Annotated in this window: 21 protein-coding genes; 8 read left to right on the top strand and 13 right to left on the bottom strand. The window is 70.4% G+C overall.

Features of this window, described 5'->3' with window-relative positions; translation table 11 throughout:
- Positions 1-90 precede the first annotated feature (90 nt).
- From tuf to AB0G10_RS27485, 3 genes are all read right to left on the bottom strand, one after another.
- The gene (gene tuf, locus AB0G10_RS27495; RefSeq protein ID WP_360927568.1) at positions 91-1,281 is read right to left on the bottom strand and encodes an elongation factor Tu; all 1,191 of its coding nucleotides are present in this window, start codon (positions 1,279-1,281) and stop codon (positions 91-93) included.
- A gap of 298 nt (positions 1,282-1,579) precedes the next feature.
- Complete coding sequence (locus AB0G10_RS27490) at positions 1,580-2,419, bottom strand: PfkB family carbohydrate kinase (protein WP_360927565.1); 840 nt, start codon at positions 2,417-2,419, stop codon at positions 1,580-1,582.
- A gap of 353 nt (positions 2,420-2,772) precedes the next feature.
- A complete protein-coding gene (locus tag AB0G10_RS27485; RefSeq protein WP_360927952.1) occupies positions 2,773-3,165 on the bottom strand; it encodes a nuclear transport factor 2 family protein in 393 nt (130 codons plus the stop codon).
- Positions 3,166-3,425: 260 nt separating this feature from the next.
- Between AB0G10_RS27485 and AB0G10_RS27480 the strand changes: the two genes are divergently transcribed.
- Positions 3,426-4,040, top strand: coding sequence for a DUF4360 domain-containing protein (locus AB0G10_RS27480; RefSeq protein ID WP_360927563.1), 615 nt, complete (start codon positions 3,426-3,428; stop codon positions 4,038-4,040).
- A 27-nt stretch (positions 4,041-4,067) separates the two neighbouring features.
- Here the strand turns inward: AB0G10_RS27480 and AB0G10_RS27475 are convergent, their stop codons facing one another.
- Entirely contained in the window at positions 4,068-4,730 is a 663-nt protein-coding gene (locus AB0G10_RS27475) for a response regulator transcription factor (RefSeq protein WP_360927560.1), read from the bottom strand.
- Positions 4,727-5,848: a sensor histidine kinase gene (locus tag AB0G10_RS27470; protein ID WP_360927558.1), complete on the bottom strand. Its 1,122-nt coding sequence runs from the start codon at positions 5,846-5,848 to the stop codon at positions 4,727-4,729. The genes AB0G10_RS27475 and AB0G10_RS27470 overlap by 4 nt, the downstream gene beginning before the upstream one ends.
- Before the next feature lie 193 nt (positions 5,849-6,041).
- On the opposite strand from AB0G10_RS27470, the gene AB0G10_RS27465 reads away from it, so the two are divergent.
- From AB0G10_RS27465 to AB0G10_RS27455, 3 genes are read left to right on the top strand one after another with little or no spacing between them, the layout of a single operon-like run.
- Positions 6,042-6,782, top strand: a complete 741-nt coding sequence (locus AB0G10_RS27465; RefSeq protein WP_360927555.1) for an ATP-binding cassette domain-containing protein — start codon at positions 6,042-6,044, stop codon at positions 6,780-6,782.
- Positions 6,779-7,528 carry a hypothetical protein gene (locus AB0G10_RS27460; protein ID WP_360927552.1) on the top strand — a complete coding sequence of 250 codons (750 nt, stop codon included), beginning with the start codon at positions 6,779-6,781 and terminating at the stop codon, positions 7,526-7,528. The genes AB0G10_RS27465 and AB0G10_RS27460 overlap by 4 nt, the downstream gene beginning before the upstream one ends.
- Positions 7,525-8,151: a hypothetical protein gene (locus AB0G10_RS27455; protein WP_360927549.1), complete on the top strand. Its 627-nt coding sequence runs from the start codon at positions 7,525-7,527 to the stop codon at positions 8,149-8,151. Before AB0G10_RS27460 ends, AB0G10_RS27455 begins: the two co-directional genes overlap by 4 nt.
- Here the strand turns inward: AB0G10_RS27455 and AB0G10_RS27450 are convergent.
- Both AB0G10_RS27450 and AB0G10_RS27445 read right to left on the bottom strand, forming a co-directional pair.
- Entirely contained in the window at positions 8,132-8,572 is a 441-nt protein-coding gene (locus AB0G10_RS27450) for a hypothetical protein (RefSeq protein ID WP_360927546.1), read from the bottom strand. The two genes, AB0G10_RS27455 and AB0G10_RS27450, sit on opposite strands and share 20 nt — an antisense overlap.
- Positions 8,524-8,898 carry a hypothetical protein gene (locus AB0G10_RS27445; RefSeq protein WP_360927543.1) on the bottom strand — a complete coding sequence of 125 codons (375 nt, stop codon included), beginning with the start codon at positions 8,896-8,898 and terminating at the stop codon, positions 8,524-8,526. Before AB0G10_RS27445 ends, AB0G10_RS27450 begins: the two co-directional genes overlap by 49 nt.
- Positions 8,899-9,441: 543 nt before the next feature.
- On the opposite strand from AB0G10_RS27445, the gene AB0G10_RS27440 reads away from it, so the two are divergent.
- Positions 9,442-10,350, top strand: a complete 909-nt coding sequence (locus AB0G10_RS27440) for a CDP-alcohol phosphatidyltransferase family protein (RefSeq protein WP_360927540.1) — start codon at positions 9,442-9,444, stop codon at positions 10,348-10,350.
- Positions 10,351-10,434: 84 nt separating this feature from the next.
- The gene (locus AB0G10_RS27435) at positions 10,435-11,100 is read left to right on the top strand and encodes a hypothetical protein (protein WP_360927537.1); all 666 of its coding nucleotides are present in this window, start codon (positions 10,435-10,437) and stop codon (positions 11,098-11,100) included.
- 22 nt (positions 11,101-11,122) lie between these two features.
- On the opposite strand, the gene AB0G10_RS27430 is transcribed toward AB0G10_RS27435, so the two are convergent.
- The 4 genes from AB0G10_RS27430 to AB0G10_RS27415 all read right to left on the bottom strand — a co-directional run bounded on the left by AB0G10_RS27430 (position 11,123) and on the right by AB0G10_RS27415 (position 15,929).
- Complete coding sequence (locus tag AB0G10_RS27430) at positions 11,123-11,740, bottom strand: hypothetical protein (RefSeq protein ID WP_360927534.1); 618 nt, start codon at positions 11,738-11,740, stop codon at positions 11,123-11,125.
- Between the two features lie 130 nt (positions 11,741-11,870).
- Entirely contained in the window at positions 11,871-13,574 is a 1,704-nt protein-coding gene (locus tag AB0G10_RS27425; protein WP_360927531.1) for a glycerol-3-phosphate dehydrogenase/oxidase, read from the bottom strand.
- Positions 13,575-13,576: 2 nt separating this feature from the next.
- Positions 13,577-15,094, bottom strand: a complete 1,518-nt coding sequence (glpK, locus tag AB0G10_RS27420) for a glycerol kinase GlpK (protein ID WP_360927528.1) — start codon at positions 15,092-15,094, stop codon at positions 13,577-13,579.
- The gene (locus tag AB0G10_RS27415) at positions 15,087-15,929 is read right to left on the bottom strand and encodes an MIP/aquaporin family protein (RefSeq protein WP_360927525.1); all 843 of its coding nucleotides are present in this window, start codon (positions 15,927-15,929) and stop codon (positions 15,087-15,089) included. Before AB0G10_RS27415 ends, glpK (AB0G10_RS27420) begins: the two co-directional genes overlap by 8 nt.
- Positions 15,930-16,055: 126 nt before the next feature.
- Here AB0G10_RS27415 and AB0G10_RS27410 point away from each other — a divergent pair, with 126 nt between their 5' ends.
- Both AB0G10_RS27410 and glpK (AB0G10_RS27405) read left to right on the top strand, forming a co-directional pair.
- Positions 16,056-16,817, top strand: coding sequence for an IclR family transcriptional regulator (locus tag AB0G10_RS27410; RefSeq protein WP_360927522.1), 762 nt, complete (start codon positions 16,056-16,058; stop codon positions 16,815-16,817).
- Entirely contained in the window at positions 16,814-18,310 is a 1,497-nt protein-coding gene (glpK, locus tag AB0G10_RS27405; protein ID WP_360927519.1) for a glycerol kinase GlpK, read from the top strand. The genes AB0G10_RS27410 and glpK (AB0G10_RS27405) overlap by 4 nt, the downstream gene beginning before the upstream one ends.
- Here glpK (AB0G10_RS27405) and AB0G10_RS27400 read toward each other — a convergent pair.
- Positions 18,300-18,857: a hemerythrin domain-containing protein gene (locus tag AB0G10_RS27400; RefSeq protein ID WP_360927517.1), complete on the bottom strand. Its 558-nt coding sequence runs from the start codon at positions 18,855-18,857 to the stop codon at positions 18,300-18,302. The genes glpK (AB0G10_RS27405) and AB0G10_RS27400 overlap by 11 nt on opposite strands.
- 110 nt (positions 18,858-18,967) lie before the next feature.
- The gene (locus AB0G10_RS27395) at positions 18,968-19,198 is read right to left on the bottom strand and encodes a zinc ribbon domain-containing protein (protein ID WP_360927514.1); all 231 of its coding nucleotides are present in this window, start codon (positions 19,196-19,198) and stop codon (positions 18,968-18,970) included.
- Positions 19,199-19,269 lie beyond the last annotated feature (71 nt).

The following is a 19,269-nucleotide window of genomic DNA, read 5'->3' as shown; positions in this document are numbered from 1 at the left end:
CCGGGCCACCTCTCCTTGCGTGCCGGCCTTCCTCGCGTGCCGGCCTTCCTCGCGTGGCGGCCTTCCTCGCGTGGCGGCCTTCCTTGTGCGTCAGTCGATCACGGCGGTGACCGTGCCGGCCGCCACCGTGCGGTTGCCCTCGCGGACCGCGAAGCCCATGCCCGGCTCGAGCGCCACCGGCTTACCGAGCGTGACCGTCACGGCGTCGAGCGTGTCCCCCGGCATGACCAGGTCACGACCCCCGAGGTCCATCCCGCCGGACACGTCCGTGGTGTGCAGGAAGAACTGCGGGCGGTAGTTCGCCTCGAACGGCGTGTGACGACCACCCTCCGCTGCCGTGAGCGCGTACATCCGGGCCCGGAAGATCCGGTGCGGGCGCACGCTTCCCGGCGCCGCGACGACCTGGCCGCGCTGCGCCTGCTCGCGCTTGACGCCGCGCAGCAGGATCGCCGCGTTGTCGCCGGCCTGCGCCGACTCGAGCACCTTGCCGAACGTCTCCAGTCCGGTCGCGACACTGCCGACGGTCTCCCCCAGCCCGACGATCTCGACCGGCTCGCCGGCCCGCAGCTCACCGCGCTCGACCTTGCCGGTCACGACCGTGCCGCGACCGGAAATGGTCAGCACGTTCTCGATCGGCATGAGGAACGGCTCGCCCAGCTCACGCGGCGGAATCGGGACATAACCGTCCACCGCGTCGAGCAGGTCGGCGATGCTCCGCTCCCAGCGCTCGTCACCCTCGATCGCCTTCAGCGCGCTCACCCTGACCACCGGAACCTCGTCGCCGGGGAAACCGTATTCGGACAGCAGCTCGCGGACCTCCAGCTCCACGAGGTTGAGCAGATCCGGGTCGTCGACGGCGTCCGCCTTGTTGAGCGCGACCACGAGGTAGGGCACGCCGACCCGCTGCGCGAGCAGCACGTGCTCCCGCGTCTGCGGCATCGAGCCGTCCTGCGCCGACACGACGAGGATCGCGCCGTCCACCTGCGCCGCCCCCGTGATCATGTTCTTCACGTAGTCGGCGTGGCCCGGCATGTCCACGTGCGCGTAGTGCCGGGTCGCGGTCTCGTACTCGACGTGCGAGATGGTGATGGTGATCCCGCGGTCGGCCTCCTCCGGCGCCCTGTCGATCCCCTCGAAAGCGACGTACCGGTTGGTTGCCGGGTCGCGCTCCGCGAGAACCTTGGTGATGGCGGCGGTCAATGTGGTCTTGCCGTGGTCGACGTGCCCCATCGTACCGATGTTGAGGTGCGGTTTGGTCCTGATGAACTGGCTCTTGGCCATTGTCTCTTCCTCACTGGATGCGAGGCGTGGGGGTGTTACGAGCCCCGATGCCAGCCGGGGCGCGCCAGAACCGCGCAGCGTGCGGCCACCCTTCCCCTGGGCTCTGCTGCTGGTGGGGAAGGGTCAGATTCGCGAATCAGCGGTGATGTGCAGGCGAGCGGGAGTGTGCTTGCAAGCGGAATCGTGCAGGCGAGCGGGATTCTGGGTGCGCGCGGGAGCCGCCACGAGGGGCAGCTGCAGACCGGGCGCGAAGAACATGCCGGGAAGATTAGCGCGCCCCTTTCCGATCGACCACCGATTAATGCGGGCTGCTCATTTCCCCCAGATCCGGCCGTCCGCCCGGGTGTCCCACGGTGGCGCCGGCCGCGGCCACCGCGAATCGCCCGGCCCCGATCGGCGACATGCCACGCAGCAGGCCCACGGTCAGCGCCGCGGTGAGGGCGTCCCCGGCGCCGGTGGTGTCGACGACCTTCTCGTCGGTCAGCGGGATGAACTCCTCGCCGCCCTTCCACCGCACGACGTTCCCGTCCGACTTGGCGATCATGATGAGCGGACCCTCGACGTTGCCGAGCGCTGCCGCCTCCTTCTCGTCGGCGCGGATCACGTCGGCCAGCGCGATCAGCCGATCACGCTCGCGAGCAGGCAGTTCCCCGTCGAGGACGACGAGCGCCCCGCCCTCCCGGCCGTACCGGGCGGCCGCCAGCGCCGCCGGCCCGGGCTGCTGCAGCTGCACGAGCACGGCGTCGGCCGCCCGCAGCGCCGGCGCGGCCGCGTCGATGTCCGCCTCGGTGAGCAGTACCTCTTCCGGCAGATGCTGCAGATAACGCCACCCGCCGCCGGCGTCGAGCGCCTCCACGATGAGCCCGGTCGCGACGCCCTCACGGCACGCCACGTACCCGACGTCGATCCCGTCCCGCTCGGCCTGCGCGATCAGCTCCTCGCCGACCCGATCGTCACCCCGAACAGCGATCAGAACCGGTCGCGCCCCGAGCTGCGCCAGGGCGACGGCCTGGTTCGCGCCCTTCCCGCCGAGCATCTCCCGCCGCAGCCGCGCGTCCGCCGACGTCCCGGCCTCCGGCACCTCGTCCACGAGCAACACCAGATCACGGGCGAGCTGCCCGGCAACCACCACGTCCATGAACCACGGCTACCCACGTCGAAGCCTCGTAACACCCCCTACATACCCTATCCTCCCAGTAGGCAATGTGACCGTCATCGATCTGGCCGTCCCCCAACCGCGGGACCGCGAAGGCGGATGATCGCACCCGGCGACCGGCTGCCGACCGTGCCCGTGATCGAGGTGGACCCGGCCCCATCACCTGGACCGCCTGCTGAAAACCGGCTCGGCGGTGCTCGCCTTCACCCGCTACGCCGACTCCCCCGAGCGCGAGGCCCTGCTCCGCGCCCACCAGGCCGAGTTGTGGCCGAAGCCGAACCGCCGAGGCGCTTCCCCTCCTCGCGCCCTTCGTTCTCCCGCCGTCGCCCTCGCCCTCAGGGCTGCGGCGTCAACAACTCGGTCACGGACCAGTGCTCGACGATGAGGCCGGCCTCGAAGCGCCAGATGTCCACGACGGCCTCGCGCACCTCGCCGGCCGTCAGCGAATAGTGCGCCACCACGAACTGGTCATCCGCGATCACGTGCTCGATCCCGATCTCCGCGCTGGCGATCGGCGAGTTCTTGATGAACTCGATCCAGGCATCCCGGCCCGCCGGAGCACCGGGCGTATGCGACACGAAATCCTCTCGCAGAATCTCGAACAGCACGTCAGTGTCGCCCTCCGCGAACCGCCCGAACGCCTCCAGGAACTTCGCTTTGTTGATCTCCGCCTCATCGATGTCAGTCATGCCCTCACACTGGCATCGGCGGCGATCGCTGTCGACCATCGTCACGTGCCTACCATCGCCACCCCATCATGTCCGGCGTTTCCGGAATATCTGTCCGGACGTCCGGGCTCGATGCGCCCGGACGGTCAATAAACCGGCCGGGTGCGCCACCGGCAAGCGGGTTGGTTGCGCTATTCGCTGCGCTTTCCAAGCCCGTGATCGTACGTTTTGAAGCGCCTTTTTCGACACGTCACCACCGGCCCGGCCGCACCCCGGCCATCCGATCCCATCCACACCTCCACTCATCCGAGGAGTTCTTCATGCTGACCGCGCTCGCCGCCGGCGCCCTGGCCGTATCGTCACTGACCTGGACCGCGGTACCACCTCCCAGCAGCGAAATGGTGATCGACGTGGTGACGGCGATGGGATCCGGTTGCCCGAAAGGCAGCGCCGAGGTGACCGTCTCGCCGGACAACAAGGCGTTCACCGTGTCGTACAGCAAATTCCTCGCCCAGGTCGGCCCGGAAGCCAAGGCGATCGATTTCCGCAAGAATTGTCAGCTTCAACTCGACGTCCTCGTTCCCTCCGGTTACACGTATGCCGTGGCCGGTGCCGACTACCGCGGATACGCCAGCCTCCAGGAAGGTGTCACCGCCAGCGAGACGGCGTTCTACTACTTCCAGGGCGAGCAGCACACCACGAAGATCAGGCACGAATTCAAGGGCCACCTCGACGAGGAATGGCAGCGCAGCGATCGCGTGGAGCTGACCTCCGAGTCGTTCCTGCCCTGTGGCGACAAGCGTTACCTGAACGTCAACACCGAGCTGAAGGTCAACGGCGCGAACGCCGACGAGCAGGTCACCAACTGGATCACCATGGACTCGGCGGATGCGAGTCTGGAGACCGTTTACCACATCGAGTGGATGAAGTGCTGATCTCCGTTCTCATGCTCGGCCCTCCTCTCACACCGGACGCGGCTGGACCAGGGCGGTGTCGAAGGCCGCGATCACCAGCTGAGCACGATCGCGGGCCTTGAGCTTCGCCATCAGATGGGTGATGTGCGACTTCACCGTCTTGATCGAGATGCCCAGGGAGTCCGCGATCTCCTCGTTGGACTGGCCCTTCCCGATCAACGCCAGCACCTCCACCTCCCGGCGGGTGAGGTGCCGGAGCACGTCAGCGAGCCGTTCCGGCCGGGGCGCCGACACATAGTGCGCCACGAGCCGGGTCAGGATCGACGGCGCGAAGAGCGACTCACCCCGATGAGTACGCCGGACCGCATCGGCGAGCACCTCCGGCCGAGCGTCCTTCAGCAGGAAACCGGAAGCCCCGGCCTGCAGCGCCTCATATACGTACTCATCAAGCTCGAACATGCTCAACACCAGCACCCGGCAATCCCGCAGCACCGGATCGGTACAGATCCGCCGGGTCGCCTCGAGTCCGTCGACACGAGGCATACGCACATCCATGAGCACGACATCGGGTCGCGTGGCCCGGGCCTGCAGCAGCGCCTCAACCCCGTCACCGGCCTGCCCCACCACGGTCAGATCCGGCTCGTTGTCGATGATGACCGCCAGACTCTGCCGCAGCAGCGACTGATCGTCCACGAGCAGCACGCGCGTCATGCCCTGCCACCCGTGCTCTCGGAGCCGCGCCCACCCGAGCCCGAAGCACCCGAACCCGCGCTCGCACCAGCGCCCGGACCAGCGCCCGGACCACACGCGCCTGACGCACCCGAACTCACGCCCGGCCGGCTCACGTCCGACGCGCCGGAACCCGCACCCGGCCCGCTCACGTCCGACGCAAGGGAGGCGGCGCCGGTCCGGACCGCCGCACCGACCTCGGCAGCCCGGACTCCAGCGCCATGAGCGTCGGGGGTGAAGGCGCGGCTGCCGGTAGGTGGCGTGTCGGGAATTCGGGCTGTCAGGCGGAAACCGTCGCCGGACGGGCCCGCGGTCAGGGTGCCGCCCAGGCTGTCGATGCGTTCGCGCAGGCCGGACAGGCCGTGGCCGGCACCGGGCACGGCGTGCCAGCCACCCGCCGCGGGTCCGTCGTCGGCGACGCTCACCACCACGAAGGGGCCGTCTCTGCACAATCGGACATCGACGGAAGTCGGGCCGGCATGACGGGCCGCGTTGCTCAGCGCTTCGCGTACCGTCTTGCAGACCGCAACCTGCACGCCCTGCGTGACCACACCCAGCGGATCCGCGGCGAGCCGCGGCCGCAGGCCTGCGGCCTCCGCCGCCCGGACGATCTCGGGCAGTGCATGGAGATCTTCCAGCGGGGTACGCGGGCCGGCCTCCGACGGATCGCGCAGGACGGTCAGCATGCGCCGCAGCTCACCGGTCGCGTGGCGGCTGGTCTCCTCGATGTCGTCGAGCGCGTCACGCACCTCCGATGAAGCCGGCAGATGACGGGTGGCCGCCGCCCGCACGGTGATCAGGCCCAGCCCGTGCGACACCAGATCGTGCAGATCACGCGCGATCCGCAGGCGCTCGGCCAGAACCGCCTCGGCCGCCGCCCACTCGGTGAGCCGGCGCTCGTAGTCGGCCCGGTCGGCCCGCCAGCGCCGCACGGCCCAGAGCACCACGGCGACCGCGGTGCCGCCGATGAGCGACGGGATCACGGTGGTGAGCGGGCCGGACGTGCCGACCGTGCACATGGCGAGCACCAGCGCCGTGGCGACGGCGCCGACGACCGGGACTGCCCGGGTCCGCCATGTGGGGCGGGGATTCGCTTGCACCCGGCCGACTCTAGCTCTCAGACCCTGGTCTGATATGGCCTCGCTGAGGCGCTCCCGGGCCCGCCCGGCCGGAAGGTTCCGAGCGCATCGTCGCTGCTCGGAACCCGTTTCATCAGACCCTGGTCCGAGCCCGCGGCGAAAGATGCGATCCAGGTCCGATGTGTTCGATCATCGACGCCGGTTGACTGGGGCAATGATCGCCATCGACCACCTCAGCCGTCCGGGCCGGTTGCACGACGTCTCCTTCGAGGCGCGGCCCGGCCGCGTGACGGGTTTCCTCGGCCCCAACGGCGCCGGCAAGACCTCTACTCTGCGCGTGCTGCTCGGGCTCGACCGGGCACGCGGCGGCACGGCGCTGGTGAATGGCCGGAGATATGAGGAGTGGCCGCGCCCGCTCACCGTGGCCGGCGCGCTGCTGGACGGCAGCGGGGCACATCGCGCCCGTTCGGCGCGCGCCCATCTGCGCTGGCTGGCCGCGAGCAACAGGTTGCCACGGTCCCGGGTTGACGAGGTCCTCGAGCTGGTCGATCTGGCGGGCGAGGCGCGCAAGCGGGCGGGCCGGTTCTCGCTCGGGATGAGCCGGAGACTCGGGCTCGCGGCCGCCCTGCTCGGGGATCCGCCGGTGCTCGTGCTGGACGAGCCGATCAACGGGCTGGACCCGGGCGGGATCCGCTGGATGCGCGAGTTCCTGCGGTCCAGCGCCGATGAGGGCCGCACCGTGCTTCTCTCCAGTCATCTCATGGGCGAGCTGGCCGGGGTCGCCGACGACGTGGTCATCATCGATCGGGGACGGGTGGTGGCGCGGGGAACGGTGGAGGAGGTCACTGCCGGGCATCCGACACTGGAGGACGCGTTCTTCGCGCTGACCGCCGGCGGCCACCGGGCGGACGGCGCCTCCTCGCGGGACGGGCATGCGGGTGGTGGGCCGTGGTGAGCCTCGTCCACGCCGAGCTCCGCAAGCTCCTCGGTCTGCCGACCGCCTGGATCGGGATCGTGCTGGGACTCCTCGCCGCGCCGGCGCTCGTGGTGCTGAACGCGTCGGCGGCCCGGAGCGCGGTCGCGGAAGGGCTGACCCAGGACCCGTCCGACATCGGCTTCCAATACCTCGGCATCGGCCTGCTCGGCGCGATGATCCTCGGAGTCGTGGTGGTGAGCAGTGAATACACGCCCACCGGGGACGACACCCCGGGCGCCCGGCAGATGAGCGCCACACTGCTCGCCGCACCGCGGCGCATCCGCTTGCTGACCGCCAAGGGGATCGCCCTCAGCCTGGTGACCGGGGTGCAAGGGACGATCACGGCGGCGGCGACGCTGGTGCTGACCGAGCAGGTGCACGGGTCGCTCGTTCCCGCGCCGACGCCGGGCCGGGTGGCGGCCGCGGTGCTCTACTGGGTGTTGATCGGGCTGCTGGCCTCCGCGATCACCCTGCTCACGCGGAACGGGATCGTCACCCTGGCCGTGCTGGTCGTGAACAGCACGGTGGTGTCGCTGTCCTACCTGTTGACGAAGGTGACGCCGTGGGCGGCCTATCTGCCGGACATCGTGGGGGCGCACATGTTCTTGCGGAGCATCGACGTCCCGGTCGAGATCGGGCCGGTGACCGCGGGCGCGGTGATGACGACGTGGGTGGCCGGGCTGCTGGCGATCGCCGCCGTCCTGTTCCGGCGGCGGGACGCATGAGCGGGGCGGCTGAGGTGATCGACGCGGGTGGGCGGACGAGCGGGGGCGCCGGCCACGTCGTGTGGCTGCTGCGAGCGGAGGCCGGGAAGCTGCTGACTCTGCCGTCGTTGTGGACCACGGCGCTGCTGACCTGGGCGGTGACCGCGCTGCTGCGGCTCGTCGAACTGCCGGGGTCGGTGCTGGTTCATACGCAGGCGGGCTTCCTGGTGCTCGGGGTGCTGGCGGCGGTTCAGGAGCACGATCGGGGCGGGCAGATCCGGGCGACGCTGCTGGCCATGCCGCGACGGCTGCCGCTCATCCTGTCCAAGGTGGTGGTGCTGGTCTTGTTCACGGTTCCGATCGCCGGCCTCGTCGCGGTCACCGCCGGCGAGCCGGGTGGTGCCGGCTATCTCGTGCTGGTGACGCTGGCGGCCTCGGGGATCGGTGTGGTCGTCCGCAACGGGGTCGGGGCGGCGGGGACGGCGCTCGGTGCGTACCTCGTGGCGGTGCCTCTGGTCAGCGCCGCGCTTCCGGACGGGGCGTTCTGGTTGCCGGACGCGCCACGGTTCGAGCCGGCGGCGGTGATGTGGACGCTCACGGCACTCGGGATCGCGGTGGTGGTCTTCAGGTTCCGTGACGCGTGAGAGGACTGCTCGACGGGTGGGGCGGGGTCATGTGGGCGCACAGGTCGACCAGGGCCTGGGCTCGGGAGATCTCGGTGGGAGTCAGGAGGGGCGATGAGCGGATCAGGTAGAGCGGGACGCCTCCGGGGCCGCGCAGTGGTGCGGCGTGGGGGTCGGCGTATCCGGCGTCGGCGGCCAGTTCCGCACCCAGGAGGCGGTGGACCGCCTCGCCCGCGGTGGTGTGGCCGGCTGCCACCTCGGCGGCGATGGTCAGGGCTCGGGTTGCGGGGTCCACCAGGTCGTGGACGTCGGCCCGGCTCGCCTCGGGGTCCTCGCCACCACCGGCGCGCACCGTGGCGACGAGATCGGCGGGGGTGAGGTCGCGGGGTACGGCTACCAGGAGTTCGTCCACTGCGCCGCGTTCGCCCGGGTGGATCTGCACGGCGAGGATGTTGATGCCGCGGGCGGCGAGGCGTCCCTGAGGGCGGCCAGCGTTCCGGGGCGGTCGGGGAGCGTGGTGCGCAGGCGCATGAGCTCCCGATCGCGGGCTGGGAACGCGAGGAGGTCGGGAAGGGACGACTGGCGTTGCGGGACTTGGGGCCGGTGGTGGCGGGTGGTCGTCCAGCGGCGGCGGGTCGTGGTCCAGCGGCGGCGCAGGAGGGCGCCGGTGCAGAGGATGGCGGCGCTGGCGAGCAGCATCGTCTCGCCGTGGGCTCGTTCGCCGAGCAGGGTGACGAAGAGGTGGACGGCGCCTACCGCGAAGAACACCGCGGCTACGTCGATCAGTTCAGCGGCCCAGTGCGCCGCCCGCGGATGGGGTGGCCGCCACCGCGGATGCGGCGAGGGCGAGCGCGAAAAAAGCGAGCGTGAAAAAAGCGAGCGCGCGAAAAGAGGGCGCGCGAAAAGAGGGCGCGAAAAGAACGAGCGCGAGAGGAGAGGGCGTGAGACCAGCGGACGCGGGAAGAGAGGGCGCTGCGACGACGAGGGCGGCTCGGGTGGAGTGGGCTGGGAACGGTCGGGTGGGTTCATAGGGGAGATCTTCGAGGGGCTACATGTCTCGGGCGATTACTCGCTGTATCAGTCTTGAAAACACTCCGCTGTCCTGTGAAATCGGGATTAATGCGGCGACTCCGGGGGGTTTCGGCCCCGTCGCTGGTGGTTGGCTGAAGATGGGCTGGATACTCTCCGCGACTTCATAGATCATGTCTCCCGAGCGCGGGGGTCGCCATATGTGCATGTATTGCTTCGATGCCGTCCAGGTCACCGCCGCCACCTGTTCACGTCCCTGCGGTCCGACGGTGGAGATACGGCATGGCACAACGACCGACGCTGGCGACCATCCGCGAGCGCACGTACAAACGCCGGGATGCCTGGTGGACCGTCTGGCTGGTCGACCCGCTGGCGGCACGGCTGGTGTGGCTGGTGGCGCCGTGGCGATGGGTCACGCCGAACCGGCTGACGTTCGGCGCGTTCCTGGTGGGGCTGGGTTCGGCGTACTGCTTCTGGCGACAGGACTACACGTGGCTGGTGGCGGGCGCGGTGCTCTACCACCTGAGCTTCGTGCTGGACTGCATGGACGGGAAGATCGCCCGGCTCAACGGGACGGGGTCGCTGTTCGGGACGTGGCTCGACTACGTGTTCGACCGGTTGAGGGTCCTCGCTTGTGCGATCGGACTGTTCGGCGGGCAGTACATGCGTACCGAAGAGGTGGTTTATCCCCTGCTCGCGACGCTCGTGATCTTCATGGACATGTTCCGGTACTTGAATGCTCTGCAGATGTCCCGGGTGAAGCTCTCCATGAAGGAGCAGCTGCTCGCGGCGGCGCAGGCGGCGGGCACGAAGAGGCCGGAGTACGTCGAGGAGACCGACGAGGAGACGCCGGTCGCCAACGCCTACCCGGACGCGGATCCCACGCAGGCGACCGTCGACGTGCACGGTGACTTCCGGACACGGTTCAGCCTGTTCGTGCGCATCCGGAACATGCTGCTGCGGCAGCGCATCCGGGCGCACGTGTTCAGCGGCATCGAGTTCATGATGTTCGTCTTCATCGTCGGCCCGGTCATCGGCCAGATCGTCATCACCACGGTGGTGTCGTCGGTGCTGCTCGCGGCGTTCGAGGCGCTGCTGGTGTTCAAGCTCTGGACCACGACGAAGACGTTCGCCCGGCGGTTGAGGACGCTCGAGGCCGGCGCGGAGGAGCGCGAGCCCGCCATGGTCTAGGCACCCAGCCCGATCGACGAAACCGGACGCATGAGCGACACCTGGAAGTGATCAGGAGCGGCGGCCGCTCGGTATCGTGCTGACATGAACACCGTCCGTGCCGAAGTGGCCGCCGCCCGGGAGCAGCAACGACGTAGGGCCTGGATCTGGCGGATCCTCGAGTGCGTCGTGGTCACCCTGATCATGACGGCCGTCGTCGCGGCGCTGCTCTTCCTCGACTTCGGCAGCCTCCTCCAGGCCGTGGCCGGCTTCGCGATCTTCGCGGTGTCCATCATGGTGGCGATCTACTGGACGTCCGCGACCGGCCGGCTGCTGCGCGGCGGCGTGTTCCACCTGACCGGGTTCTTCATCGCCGTCTTCCTGCTGGCCGGCGCGGCCGGCGGGGGCGCCGGCTCGCTCCTGGCGCTGGACGGCAGGACCGCGACCTGCGCGACGGTCCGGGTCGAGCAGATCGGCGCGGACATGTTCGGCAACGACTGGGAGCACGTGCTGCGCTGCCCGGACGGCACGGTCCTGGAGATCAAGCGCAAGGAGGAGGACGACGCGGCGCTGCGCGGCCCGCTCGTCTACCAGCCGGCCGGCCTGGTGCAGCCGAAACCCCTGGCCGTGTACGAGGGGACCGACGCCACGGTGTTGCGCTGGGCGTTCCTGGTCACCTCCGCCGCCTTCCTGCTCCAGTTCGCCGCGGCGATCACGAGCGGCCTGATCCGCCGCAGCGTCACGAAGCAGCACCCCGACGACAACGACTGAGGACGACAACGACTGAAAGCGATCAGCGCAGGACCGCCCAGGCCGAGACCAGCAGCGACACCCGGGCGCCGGCCCCGGTGACCGTCAGCACCACCAGTTTCTGCGTGAGCCGCGGCGCGAGAGGCGAGACCCGCGCCGTGAGCAGGCACAGCACGTCGCCCTTCCGCACGCCGACCCGCCCGGCCGGCAGCGGGCTGCGCCGGATCACGTCGGCGCACCGGCCCGCGGAGGCCGGCGCCGCGACCACCTCGGCGCCGATGACGCCGGCCAGCGGCAGGATCTCCGCCGACGCGGAGGCGGCAGCCGCGTCGCAGTGCGGTTTCACGGCGACGTCCGCGACCTCGTCGCCGGCCCGCACCCGCGGCTCGTCGAGATCGACGGGCACGAGCGCGCACCCCGCCACGACCAGCGCCTGGTCGAGGTAGGCGATCCGGTAGGACACCGGGTGGGCGGGAGCGACACGGGCCCAGGTGGGGGCGGGCGCCCGCGGCGGCGGCGAGGCGTCCCGGCGGAGGGCCGGGACCAGCAGGACCGCCGCCCCGAGCAGCGCGATCAGCGCGAGTGCCCGCCACGGTCGCCGGCGGTCGGCCGGCGCCGGCACAGGACCGATCAGGCCCAGGTCCGCCGTCTTCGGAGGCACCCTTCCCACGCTATCCACGCGCGCCGATCGAAGCAGCCGCACGATCCGGTGCCTTCGCCTGATGATCGGTGGTCCGGCCCGGGACGTTCGGCGGCGGCTCGGTGAGCCGCCGCCGGGGAGAACCCCAAAATCAAGATCCCAACCGCACGGGTACGACGTCAGGCGCGCCCAATCGCGCCGCGTCCGCGGTCTCGTCGTCCTGCTGCTCCTGCGAGGCCCGTTCCGCCTCGACGCGCAGCCGGTAGTTCTCCACCTCCCGGTCCCGCTGTTCGGGTGTCCACCCCAGCACCCGGCCCATCAGCTCGGCCGCCTCCGGGGCGGCGACCACTCCCCGGTCGAACGTCTCGATGGAGATCCGGGTCCGCCGGGCCAGGACGTCCACGAGGTGCCGGGCGCCCTCGGCCGCGGCCGCGTAGACGAACTCGGCCCGCAGGTAGTCCTCGGCCCCCTCGATCGGCCGGCCCAGGTCCGGGTCGTCCCGGATCAGGTCGAGCACCTCGGCGATGAGCGTCCCGTACCGGCCGAGCAGGTGCTCGACCCGTGCCACGTGCAGGCCCGAGGACGCGGCGAGGATGCCCCGGCGGTTCCAGAGCGCCGGGTACCCCTCCGCGCCGAGCAGCGGCACCGTGTCGGTGACACAGCGCGGCACGGTCCGGCCCAGGCTGTGCACGCAGGCGTCCACGGCGTCCCGGGCCATCACCCGGTACGTCGTGTACTTCCCGCCGGCCACCACGACGAGCCCCGGCACCGGGCTGCCCACCGTGTGCTCCCGGGACAGCTTCGAGGTCGACTCGGACTCGCCGGAGAGCAGCGGCCGCAGACCGGCGTAGACGCCTTCCACGTCGGCCCGGTCGAGCGGCGTGGAGAGCACCTTGTTGACCTCGCGCAGCAGGTAGTCGATGTCCTTGCTGGACGCGGCCGGGTGCGCCTTGTCGAGGTTCCAGTCGGTGTCGGTGGTGCCGACGATCCAGTGCCGGCCCCACGGGATCACGAAGAGCACGCTGGTGGCGGTCCGCAGGATCAGCCCGGTCGAGGACTGGATCCGGTCCCGCGGCACCACCAGGTGGATGCCCTTCGAGGCGCGGACGTGGAACTGCCCGCGCTCGCCGACCAGCGACTGGGTGTCGTCGGTCCACACCCCGGACGCGTTGATCACCTGCTGGGCGCGGACCTCGAACGTCCGGTCGTGCTCGAGGTCGCGGACCCGGACGCCGGTGACCCGCTCGCCCTCCCGCAGGAAGCCGACCACCTCGGTCCGCGAGGCGACGTGCGCGCCGTACGCGGCCGCGGTGCGGGCCAGGAACATCGTGTGCCGGGCGTCGTCGAGCTGCCCGTCGTAGTACTGGAGCGCGCCGACGAGCGATTCCTTGCGCAGGGCCGGGCAGACCCGGAGCGCGCCGCGCCGGGTGAGGTGGCGATGCCGCGGCAGCGCGTGCGACCACGCCATCGCGTCGTAGAGGGTGACGCCCGCACCGGCGTACAGGCGCTCCCAGCCGTGGTGTTTGAGCGGGTAGAGGAACCGGACCGGGCGGGCCAGGTGCGGCGCGAGGCGCTGCAGGATGAGTCCCCGCTCCCGCAGCGCCTCGCGCACCAGCCCGAAGTCCAGCATCTCCAGGTACCGCAGCCCGCCGTGGATCAGCTTGCTGGACCGGCTGGAGGTGCCGGAGGCGAAGTCGCGCGCCTCGACGAGGCCCACGGTCAATCCCCGTGTGACCGCGTCGAGCGCGCAACCCGCCCCCACCACTCCCCCACCGATCACCAGCACGTCCACCTCGGCGCCGGCCAGCGCGGCGATCGCGGCGTCCCGGTATGACGGAGAAAGGGCAGTAGTCATCGTCAGTCCACATCCACCCAGTCGAGGGTTCGCTGCACCGCCTTCTTCCACTTGCCGAAGCCCTGCTCGCGCTGTTCCCGCGACCAGTCCGGCTGCCAGCGCTGCGACTCGTTCCAGTTCTCGCGCAGCTCGTCGGTGGACTTCCAGAAGCCGACCGCGAGGCCGGCCGCGTACGCGGCGCCGAGCGCCGTGGTCTCGGCCACCACCGGGCGGCTCACCGGGACGCCGAGCACGTCCGCCTGGATCTGCATGCAGAGGTTGTTGGCCGTGATGCCGCCGTCCACCTTGAGCACGTCGAGGGTGACGCCGGAGTCCTGCGCCATGGCGTCGACGACGTCCCGGGTCTGGTAGCAGATCGCTTCGAGGGTGGCCCGGGCGATGTGCGCGCTGGTGTTGTAGCGGGACAGGCCGACGATCGCGCCCCGGGCGTCGGAACGCCAGTACGGCGCGAACAGCCCGGAGAACGCCGGCACGAAGTAGACGCCGCCGCTGTCCTGGACCTGCGCCGCGAGCGACTCGCTCTCGGCCGCGTCGTGGATGATGTGCAGCTGGTCGCGCAGCCACTGCACGGCGGAGCCGGTGACCGCGATCGAGCCCTCCAGGGCGTAGACCGGGGCGGCGTCGCCGAACTTGTAGCAGACCGTGGTGAGCAGCCCGTTCTCCGAGCGGACCAGGTTCGTCCCGGTGTTGAGCAGCATGAAGTTGCCCGTACCGTAGGTGTTCTTGGCCTCGCCCGGGGCGAAGCAGACCTGGCCGACCGTCGCGGCCTGCTGGTCGCCGAGGTCGCCGGTGATCGGCACGTCGCCGCCGAGCGGGCCGTCGACGTGCGCGACGCCGTACCCGGTCGGGTCGGACGAGGGCCGGATCTCCGGCAGCATCCGCCGCGGAATGTCGAAGAACGACAGCAGCTCGTCGTCCCAGTCGAGGGTCTCCAGGTTCATCAGCATGGTCCGGCTCGCGTTCGTCACGTCGGTGACGTGCCGGCCCCCGTTGGTCCCGCCGGTGATGTTCCAGAGCAGCCAGCTGTCCGTGTTGCCGAAGATCGCGTCGCCGCGCTCGGCCGCCTCCCGCACCCCCTCGACGTTCTCCAGGATCCACTGGATCTTGCCGCCGGAGAAGTACGTGGCCGGCGGCAGCCCGGCCTTGCGCCGGATGACGTCGCCGCGCCCGTCCCGGTCGAGCGCCGAGGCGATCCGGTCGGTCCGGGTGTCCTGCCACACGATCGCGTTGTAGTACGGCCGCCCGGTGCGCCGGTCCCACACCACCGCGGTCTCGCGCTGATTCGTGATGCCGACCGCGGCGAGGTCGCTCGCCGACAGGTTGGCCTTCTGCATGGCGGTCCGCACCACCGAGACGGTCCGGTCCCAGATCTCGATCGGATTGTGCTCGACCCACCCGGCCTGCGGCAGGATCTGCTCGTGTTCGAGCTGGTGGCGGGCCACCTCGTTGCCACGGTGATCGAAGATCATGAACCGGGTGCTGGTCGTACCCTGATCGACTGCGCCGACGAAGTCAGCCACGGTGTGCCTCCACGTTCTCGTCACCACGGGGTGTCGGTATCCTGCCCGGCTCCGGAGGCTCCTCCGACGGAAGGAAGCGTCCGACCAGAACTTTGTACAGGCCCGCGCCGATGATTCCACCGATGATCGGCGCGACTATCGGCACCCAGAAATAGAGATACCCCGTCTGATCTCGGAACGCGTCCTCGTAGCCGGTCAGGTAGCTGGCGAGCCGCGGCCCGAAGTCACGGGCCGGGTTGATCGCGTACCCGGCGGCGGTCCCCCACGCCATGCCGATGCCGACGACGATCAGGCCGATGATGAACGGCGCGAGGTTGGCCTGCGGCGGCGTGCTGAGCACGTCGGTGACCGCGAGGATCAGGAACAGCAGGATCGCGGTGCCGATGATCTGGTCGCGGAACGCGCCCCACTCGTCGAACGGCAGCGTGCCGTTGCCAGGCAGGGTGGAGAAGACACCCTGCGTCTTGATGGTCAGGCCGGGGTCCGCCGCGTGCAGGGCCTCGGTGTAGTTCCAGCGCACCAGCAGCGCGGCGACGAAGGCGCCGAGGAACTGGGCCACGATGTACGGGGCCACCTTCTTCCACGCGAAGCCCTTGAAGACGGCGAGCGCGATGGTGACCGCGGGATTGAGGTGCGCGCCGCTGATCCGCGCCGCGACGTAGACGCCGAACGTGACGCCCAGGCCCCAGGCCCAGGCGATGCTGTCGTGGTCCCCGATGCCGGCCGCCACCACCTGGGCGACCACGCCGACACCGAACAGAATGAGGATCATCGTGCCGGCGAACTCCGCGAGGAACTCGCCGGCGATTCCGGGAATCTTCGGTCGTTGAGCCATGCTCCCTCCCTGCTTCCGATAGCTGGGACGCTAGGAAGGCGATCGAAAAGGGGCAATGAACGCCGGTCGGCATTGTCGAACAATCGACCACGGCGAGTCGTCACACAGTGGCATAGAGTGCGAAACATGCCGGGCACCGTGCAGGCGATCGAACGAGCGGCCGCGATCCTGCGGACGCTCGCCGGTGGGCCGGGCCGGCTCGGGCTCAGCGAGATCGCCCGCACCCTCGACCTGGCCAAGGGCACCACCCACGGCATCCTGCGCACCCTCCAGCTCGTCGGGTTCGTCGAGCAGGACCGCAACTCCGGGCAGTACCAGCTCGGCGGCGCCCTGCTGCACCTCGGGACCAGCTATCTCGACATCAACGAGCTGCGCTCCCGCTCGATCAACTGGGCCGACCCGCTCGCCGCGCGCAGCGGCGAATCCGTACGGATCGGCACCGTCCTGGAGGGACGGGTGCTCGTCGTGCACCACGTCTTCCGGCCGGACGACACCTTCCAGACGCTCGACGTCGGCACGCTGCTGCCGCTGCACGCCACCGCCCTGGGCAAGGTGCTGCTCGCGTACCGGGCGGGCGGCGCCACGGCGGCCCCCGGTGAGCTGGAGAGGTTCACCCGCAAGACGCTGACCGAGCCGAAGCCTCTCGCGTCCGCCCTGGAGGGCGTCCGCGAGGCGGGCTGGGCCGTGGAGATCGAGGAGATGACGCTCGGCCAGGCGGCCATCGCGGCCCCGATCCGGGGGTACGGGGGACTCGTGGTCGGCGCGATCGGCATCTCCGGCCCGGTCGAACGGCTCTGCGACAGCCGATACCGCCCGCACCCGCATCTGATCACCAATGTCCGGGACGCGGCCCGCGCCGTGTCGCGAGACCTGGGAGCCGCCCGATGACCGAGCGATACGTGGTCGCGATCGACCAGGGCACCACCTCGACCCGCTGCATCGTCTTCGACCGGCGCGGGCAGCTCGTCTCCCTCGCCCAGCAGGAGCACAAGCAGCACTTCCCGAAGCCCGGCTGGGTCGAGCACGACGCCATGGAGATCTGGCGCAACGTGGAGCGGCTCGCGCCCCGGGTGCTGCGCCGGGCCGGGATCGGGCTCGACCAGGTGGCCGCGCTCGGCATCGCCAACCAGCGGGAGACCACGGTGATCTGGGACCGGGACACCGGCGTGCCGGTCGGCCGGGCCGTCATCTGGCAGGACACCCGCACCGACGGGCTGGTCCACGAGCTGTCCGCCCGCCCCGGCGCCAAGGAGCTGGAGGAGCGGTCGGGACTGCCGCTGGCGACGTACTTCTCCGGCCCGCGCCTGAAGTGGACGCTGGACCACACGCCGGGCCTGCGCGAGCGCGCGGAGCGCGGCGAGGTGCTCTGCGGGACCATGGAGACCTGGCTGATCTGGAACCTCACCGGCGGCCTGCACGTCACCGACGTGACCAACGCGAGCCGGACCATGCTGCTCGACGTGCGGACCCTCGGCTGGTCGCCGGAGTCGCTGGCGTTCTTCGGCATCCCGGCGGCCATGCTGCCCGAGGTGCGGCCGTCGGTCGGCGTCTTCGGCACGGCCACCGCCGCGTTCCCGGGGGTGCGGATCGGCGCGGCGCTCGGCGACCAGCAGGCCGCGCTCTTCGGGCAGACCTGCTTCACCCCGGGCGAGGCGAAGTGCACGTACGGAACCGGCAGCTTCCTGCTGCTGAACACCGGCCCCGAGCTGGTCCGCTCGGAGAACGGCCTGCTCAGCACGGTGGCCTACCGGATCGCCGGTGAGCCGGCCGCGTACGCCCTGGAGGGCTCGATCGCGATCACCGGCTCGCTGGTCCAGTGGTTCCGCGACCAGCTGGAGCTGATCTCCAGCGCCCCGGAGATCGAGACCCTGGCGCGGACCGTCGCGGACAACGGCGGCTGCTACATCGTCCCGGCCTTCTCCGGCCTGTACGCACCCTACTGGCGCAGCGAGGCCCGCGGTGTGATCGTGGGGCTGACCTCGTACATCACCAAGGGTCACCTGGCCCGGGCGGTGCTCGAGGCGACCGCCTGGCAGACCCGCGAGGTGGTCGACGCCATGAACGCGAACTCCGGCCTCGCCCTGCGCACGCTCAAGGTGGACGGCGGGATGACCGCCGACAACCTGCTCATGCAGATGATCGCGAACGTGCTCGACGTGCCGCTGGTCCGCCCGCTCGCCGTGGAGACGGTGTCGCTGGGCGCCGCGTACGCGGCCGGTCTCGCGGTCGGCCACTGGCCGGACCTGGACGGGCTGCGCCGCAACTGGCACATCGCCGGCCAGTGGCTGCCGGCCATGGATCCCGGGGTGCGCGCCACCGAGTACGCCAACTGGCGCCGCGCGGTGGAGCGCACCTTCGACTGGATCCAGCCTACTTCGTAGCGCGGCCGGTCAGCTTGTCGCGCAGCCGGTCCACCAGGCCGACGCCCGGGCCGACCAGCTTGTGGAACAGCTCGGCGTTCGGCGCCGACGGGTGCGGCCGGGTCGGCGCCAGCTTCTTCGCGGTCTCCACCTTGCCGGCCAGCTCGACCAGCTTCTCCGCGGGCACGTGCTGCCGCAGCTGCGGGAAGTGCTCGCTCTCCTCGTCCTGGATGTGGTCGGCGAGGATCGCCTCGAGCCGGTTCAGCGCCTCCTCGAACTCGGGCGAGGACACGTCGACGTCCTCGAGGCGCTTCATCGTCTCCTCGAGCTCCTTGTGCTCCTCGACGTCGTGCTCGACGGCCTTGTCGCCGTCCGGGAGGTGGTCGCGCATCGCCGGGTAGACGTACATCTCCTCGGCGACCGCGTGCCGGACCAGCTCGCTGATCGCGGTGTCGGTCAGGTCGCGTCGGATCATCGGATCCTGCACCGACCGGATGTTGCCGATCAGGGCGGTCACATCGCGGTGATCGGCGATCAGGATGTCGATCACGTCGCCGGTGTTCGTCACGATTCCTCCAAGCAGCTTCGATGGGCGGACGCAGGAGCGGCTACCCGGAAGGGCGGCTTTTATGCGTATCGAAGGAGTGAGTTCGCGGGCCGGGGCGGGCCGGGACCGGTCTAGGCCGGCACGCCGAGCCGGTGCGGGTCGGCGGGCCGGAAGCCGCGGCAGTGCCCGCACACCATGAAGTGCTTCGCCGCCTTCACCGGGAAGAGCGGGATGAAGAACAGGGTGAACCTCGTGCTGCGCTTGAACAGCTGCTGAGGCGCCTGCCACCCGCAGATCTCGCAGGTCATCAGGTGGGTGCCGACGAGGTGGTCCTTCGTGCTGAGACCGAACAAAAGGAACATGGCCCTCAGTGTTACCCACCACCGCCAGTGGTCAGTCTCCGTTGTCCCGGGCGAGAGCTACAGGGGAGGCG

This window comes from Actinoplanes sp. NPDC023714 (genome assembly GCF_040639855.1).
In the GTDB taxonomy this organism is placed as follows: domain Bacteria; phylum Actinomycetota; class Actinomycetes; order Mycobacteriales; family Micromonosporaceae; genus Actinoplanes.
This window is presented reverse-complemented; position numbering and strand designations above follow the sequence as displayed.

Coding starts and splice junctions, on each gene's coding strand:
- tuf (WP_360927568.1), bottom strand. CDS start 1,281: ATGGCCAAGAGCCAGTTCATCAGGACCAAACCGCACCTCAACATCGGT.
- AB0G10_RS27490 (WP_360927565.1), bottom strand. CDS start 2,419: ATGGACGTGGTGGTTGCCGGGCAGCTCGCCCGTGATCTGGTGTTGCTC.
- AB0G10_RS27485 (WP_360927952.1), bottom strand. CDS start 3,165: ATGGTCGACAGCGATCGCCGCCGATGCCAGTGTGAGGGCATGACTGAC.
- AB0G10_RS27480 (WP_360927563.1), top strand. CDS start 3,426: ATGCTGACCGCGCTCGCCGCCGGCGCCCTGGCCGTATCGTCACTGACC.
- AB0G10_RS27475 (WP_360927560.1), bottom strand. CDS start 4,730: ATGACGCGCGTGCTGCTCGTGGACGATCAGTCGCTGCTGCGGCAGAGT.
- AB0G10_RS27465 (WP_360927555.1), top strand. CDS start 6,042: ATGATCGCCATCGACCACCTCAGCCGTCCGGGCCGGTTGCACGACGTC.
- AB0G10_RS27455 (WP_360927549.1), top strand. CDS start 7,525: ATGAGCGGGGCGGCTGAGGTGATCGACGCGGGTGGGCGGACGAGCGGG.
- AB0G10_RS27440 (WP_360927540.1), top strand. CDS start 9,442: ATGGCACAACGACCGACGCTGGCGACCATCCGCGAGCGCACGTACAAA.
- AB0G10_RS27435 (WP_360927537.1), top strand. CDS start 10,435: ATGAACACCGTCCGTGCCGAAGTGGCCGCCGCCCGGGAGCAGCAACGA.
- AB0G10_RS27425 (WP_360927531.1), bottom strand. CDS start 13,574: ATGACTACTGCCCTTTCTCCGTCATACCGGGACGCCGCGATCGCCGCG.
- AB0G10_RS27415 (WP_360927525.1), bottom strand. CDS start 15,929: ATGGCTCAACGACCGAAGATTCCCGGAATCGCCGGCGAGTTCCTCGCG.
- AB0G10_RS27410 (WP_360927522.1), top strand. CDS start 16,056: ATGCCGGGCACCGTGCAGGCGATCGAACGAGCGGCCGCGATCCTGCGG.
- glpK (WP_360927519.1), top strand. CDS start 16,814: ATGACCGAGCGATACGTGGTCGCGATCGACCAGGGCACCACCTCGACC.
- AB0G10_RS27395 (WP_360927514.1), bottom strand. CDS start 19,198: ATGTTCCTTTTGTTCGGTCTCAGCACGAAGGACCACCTCGTCGGCACC.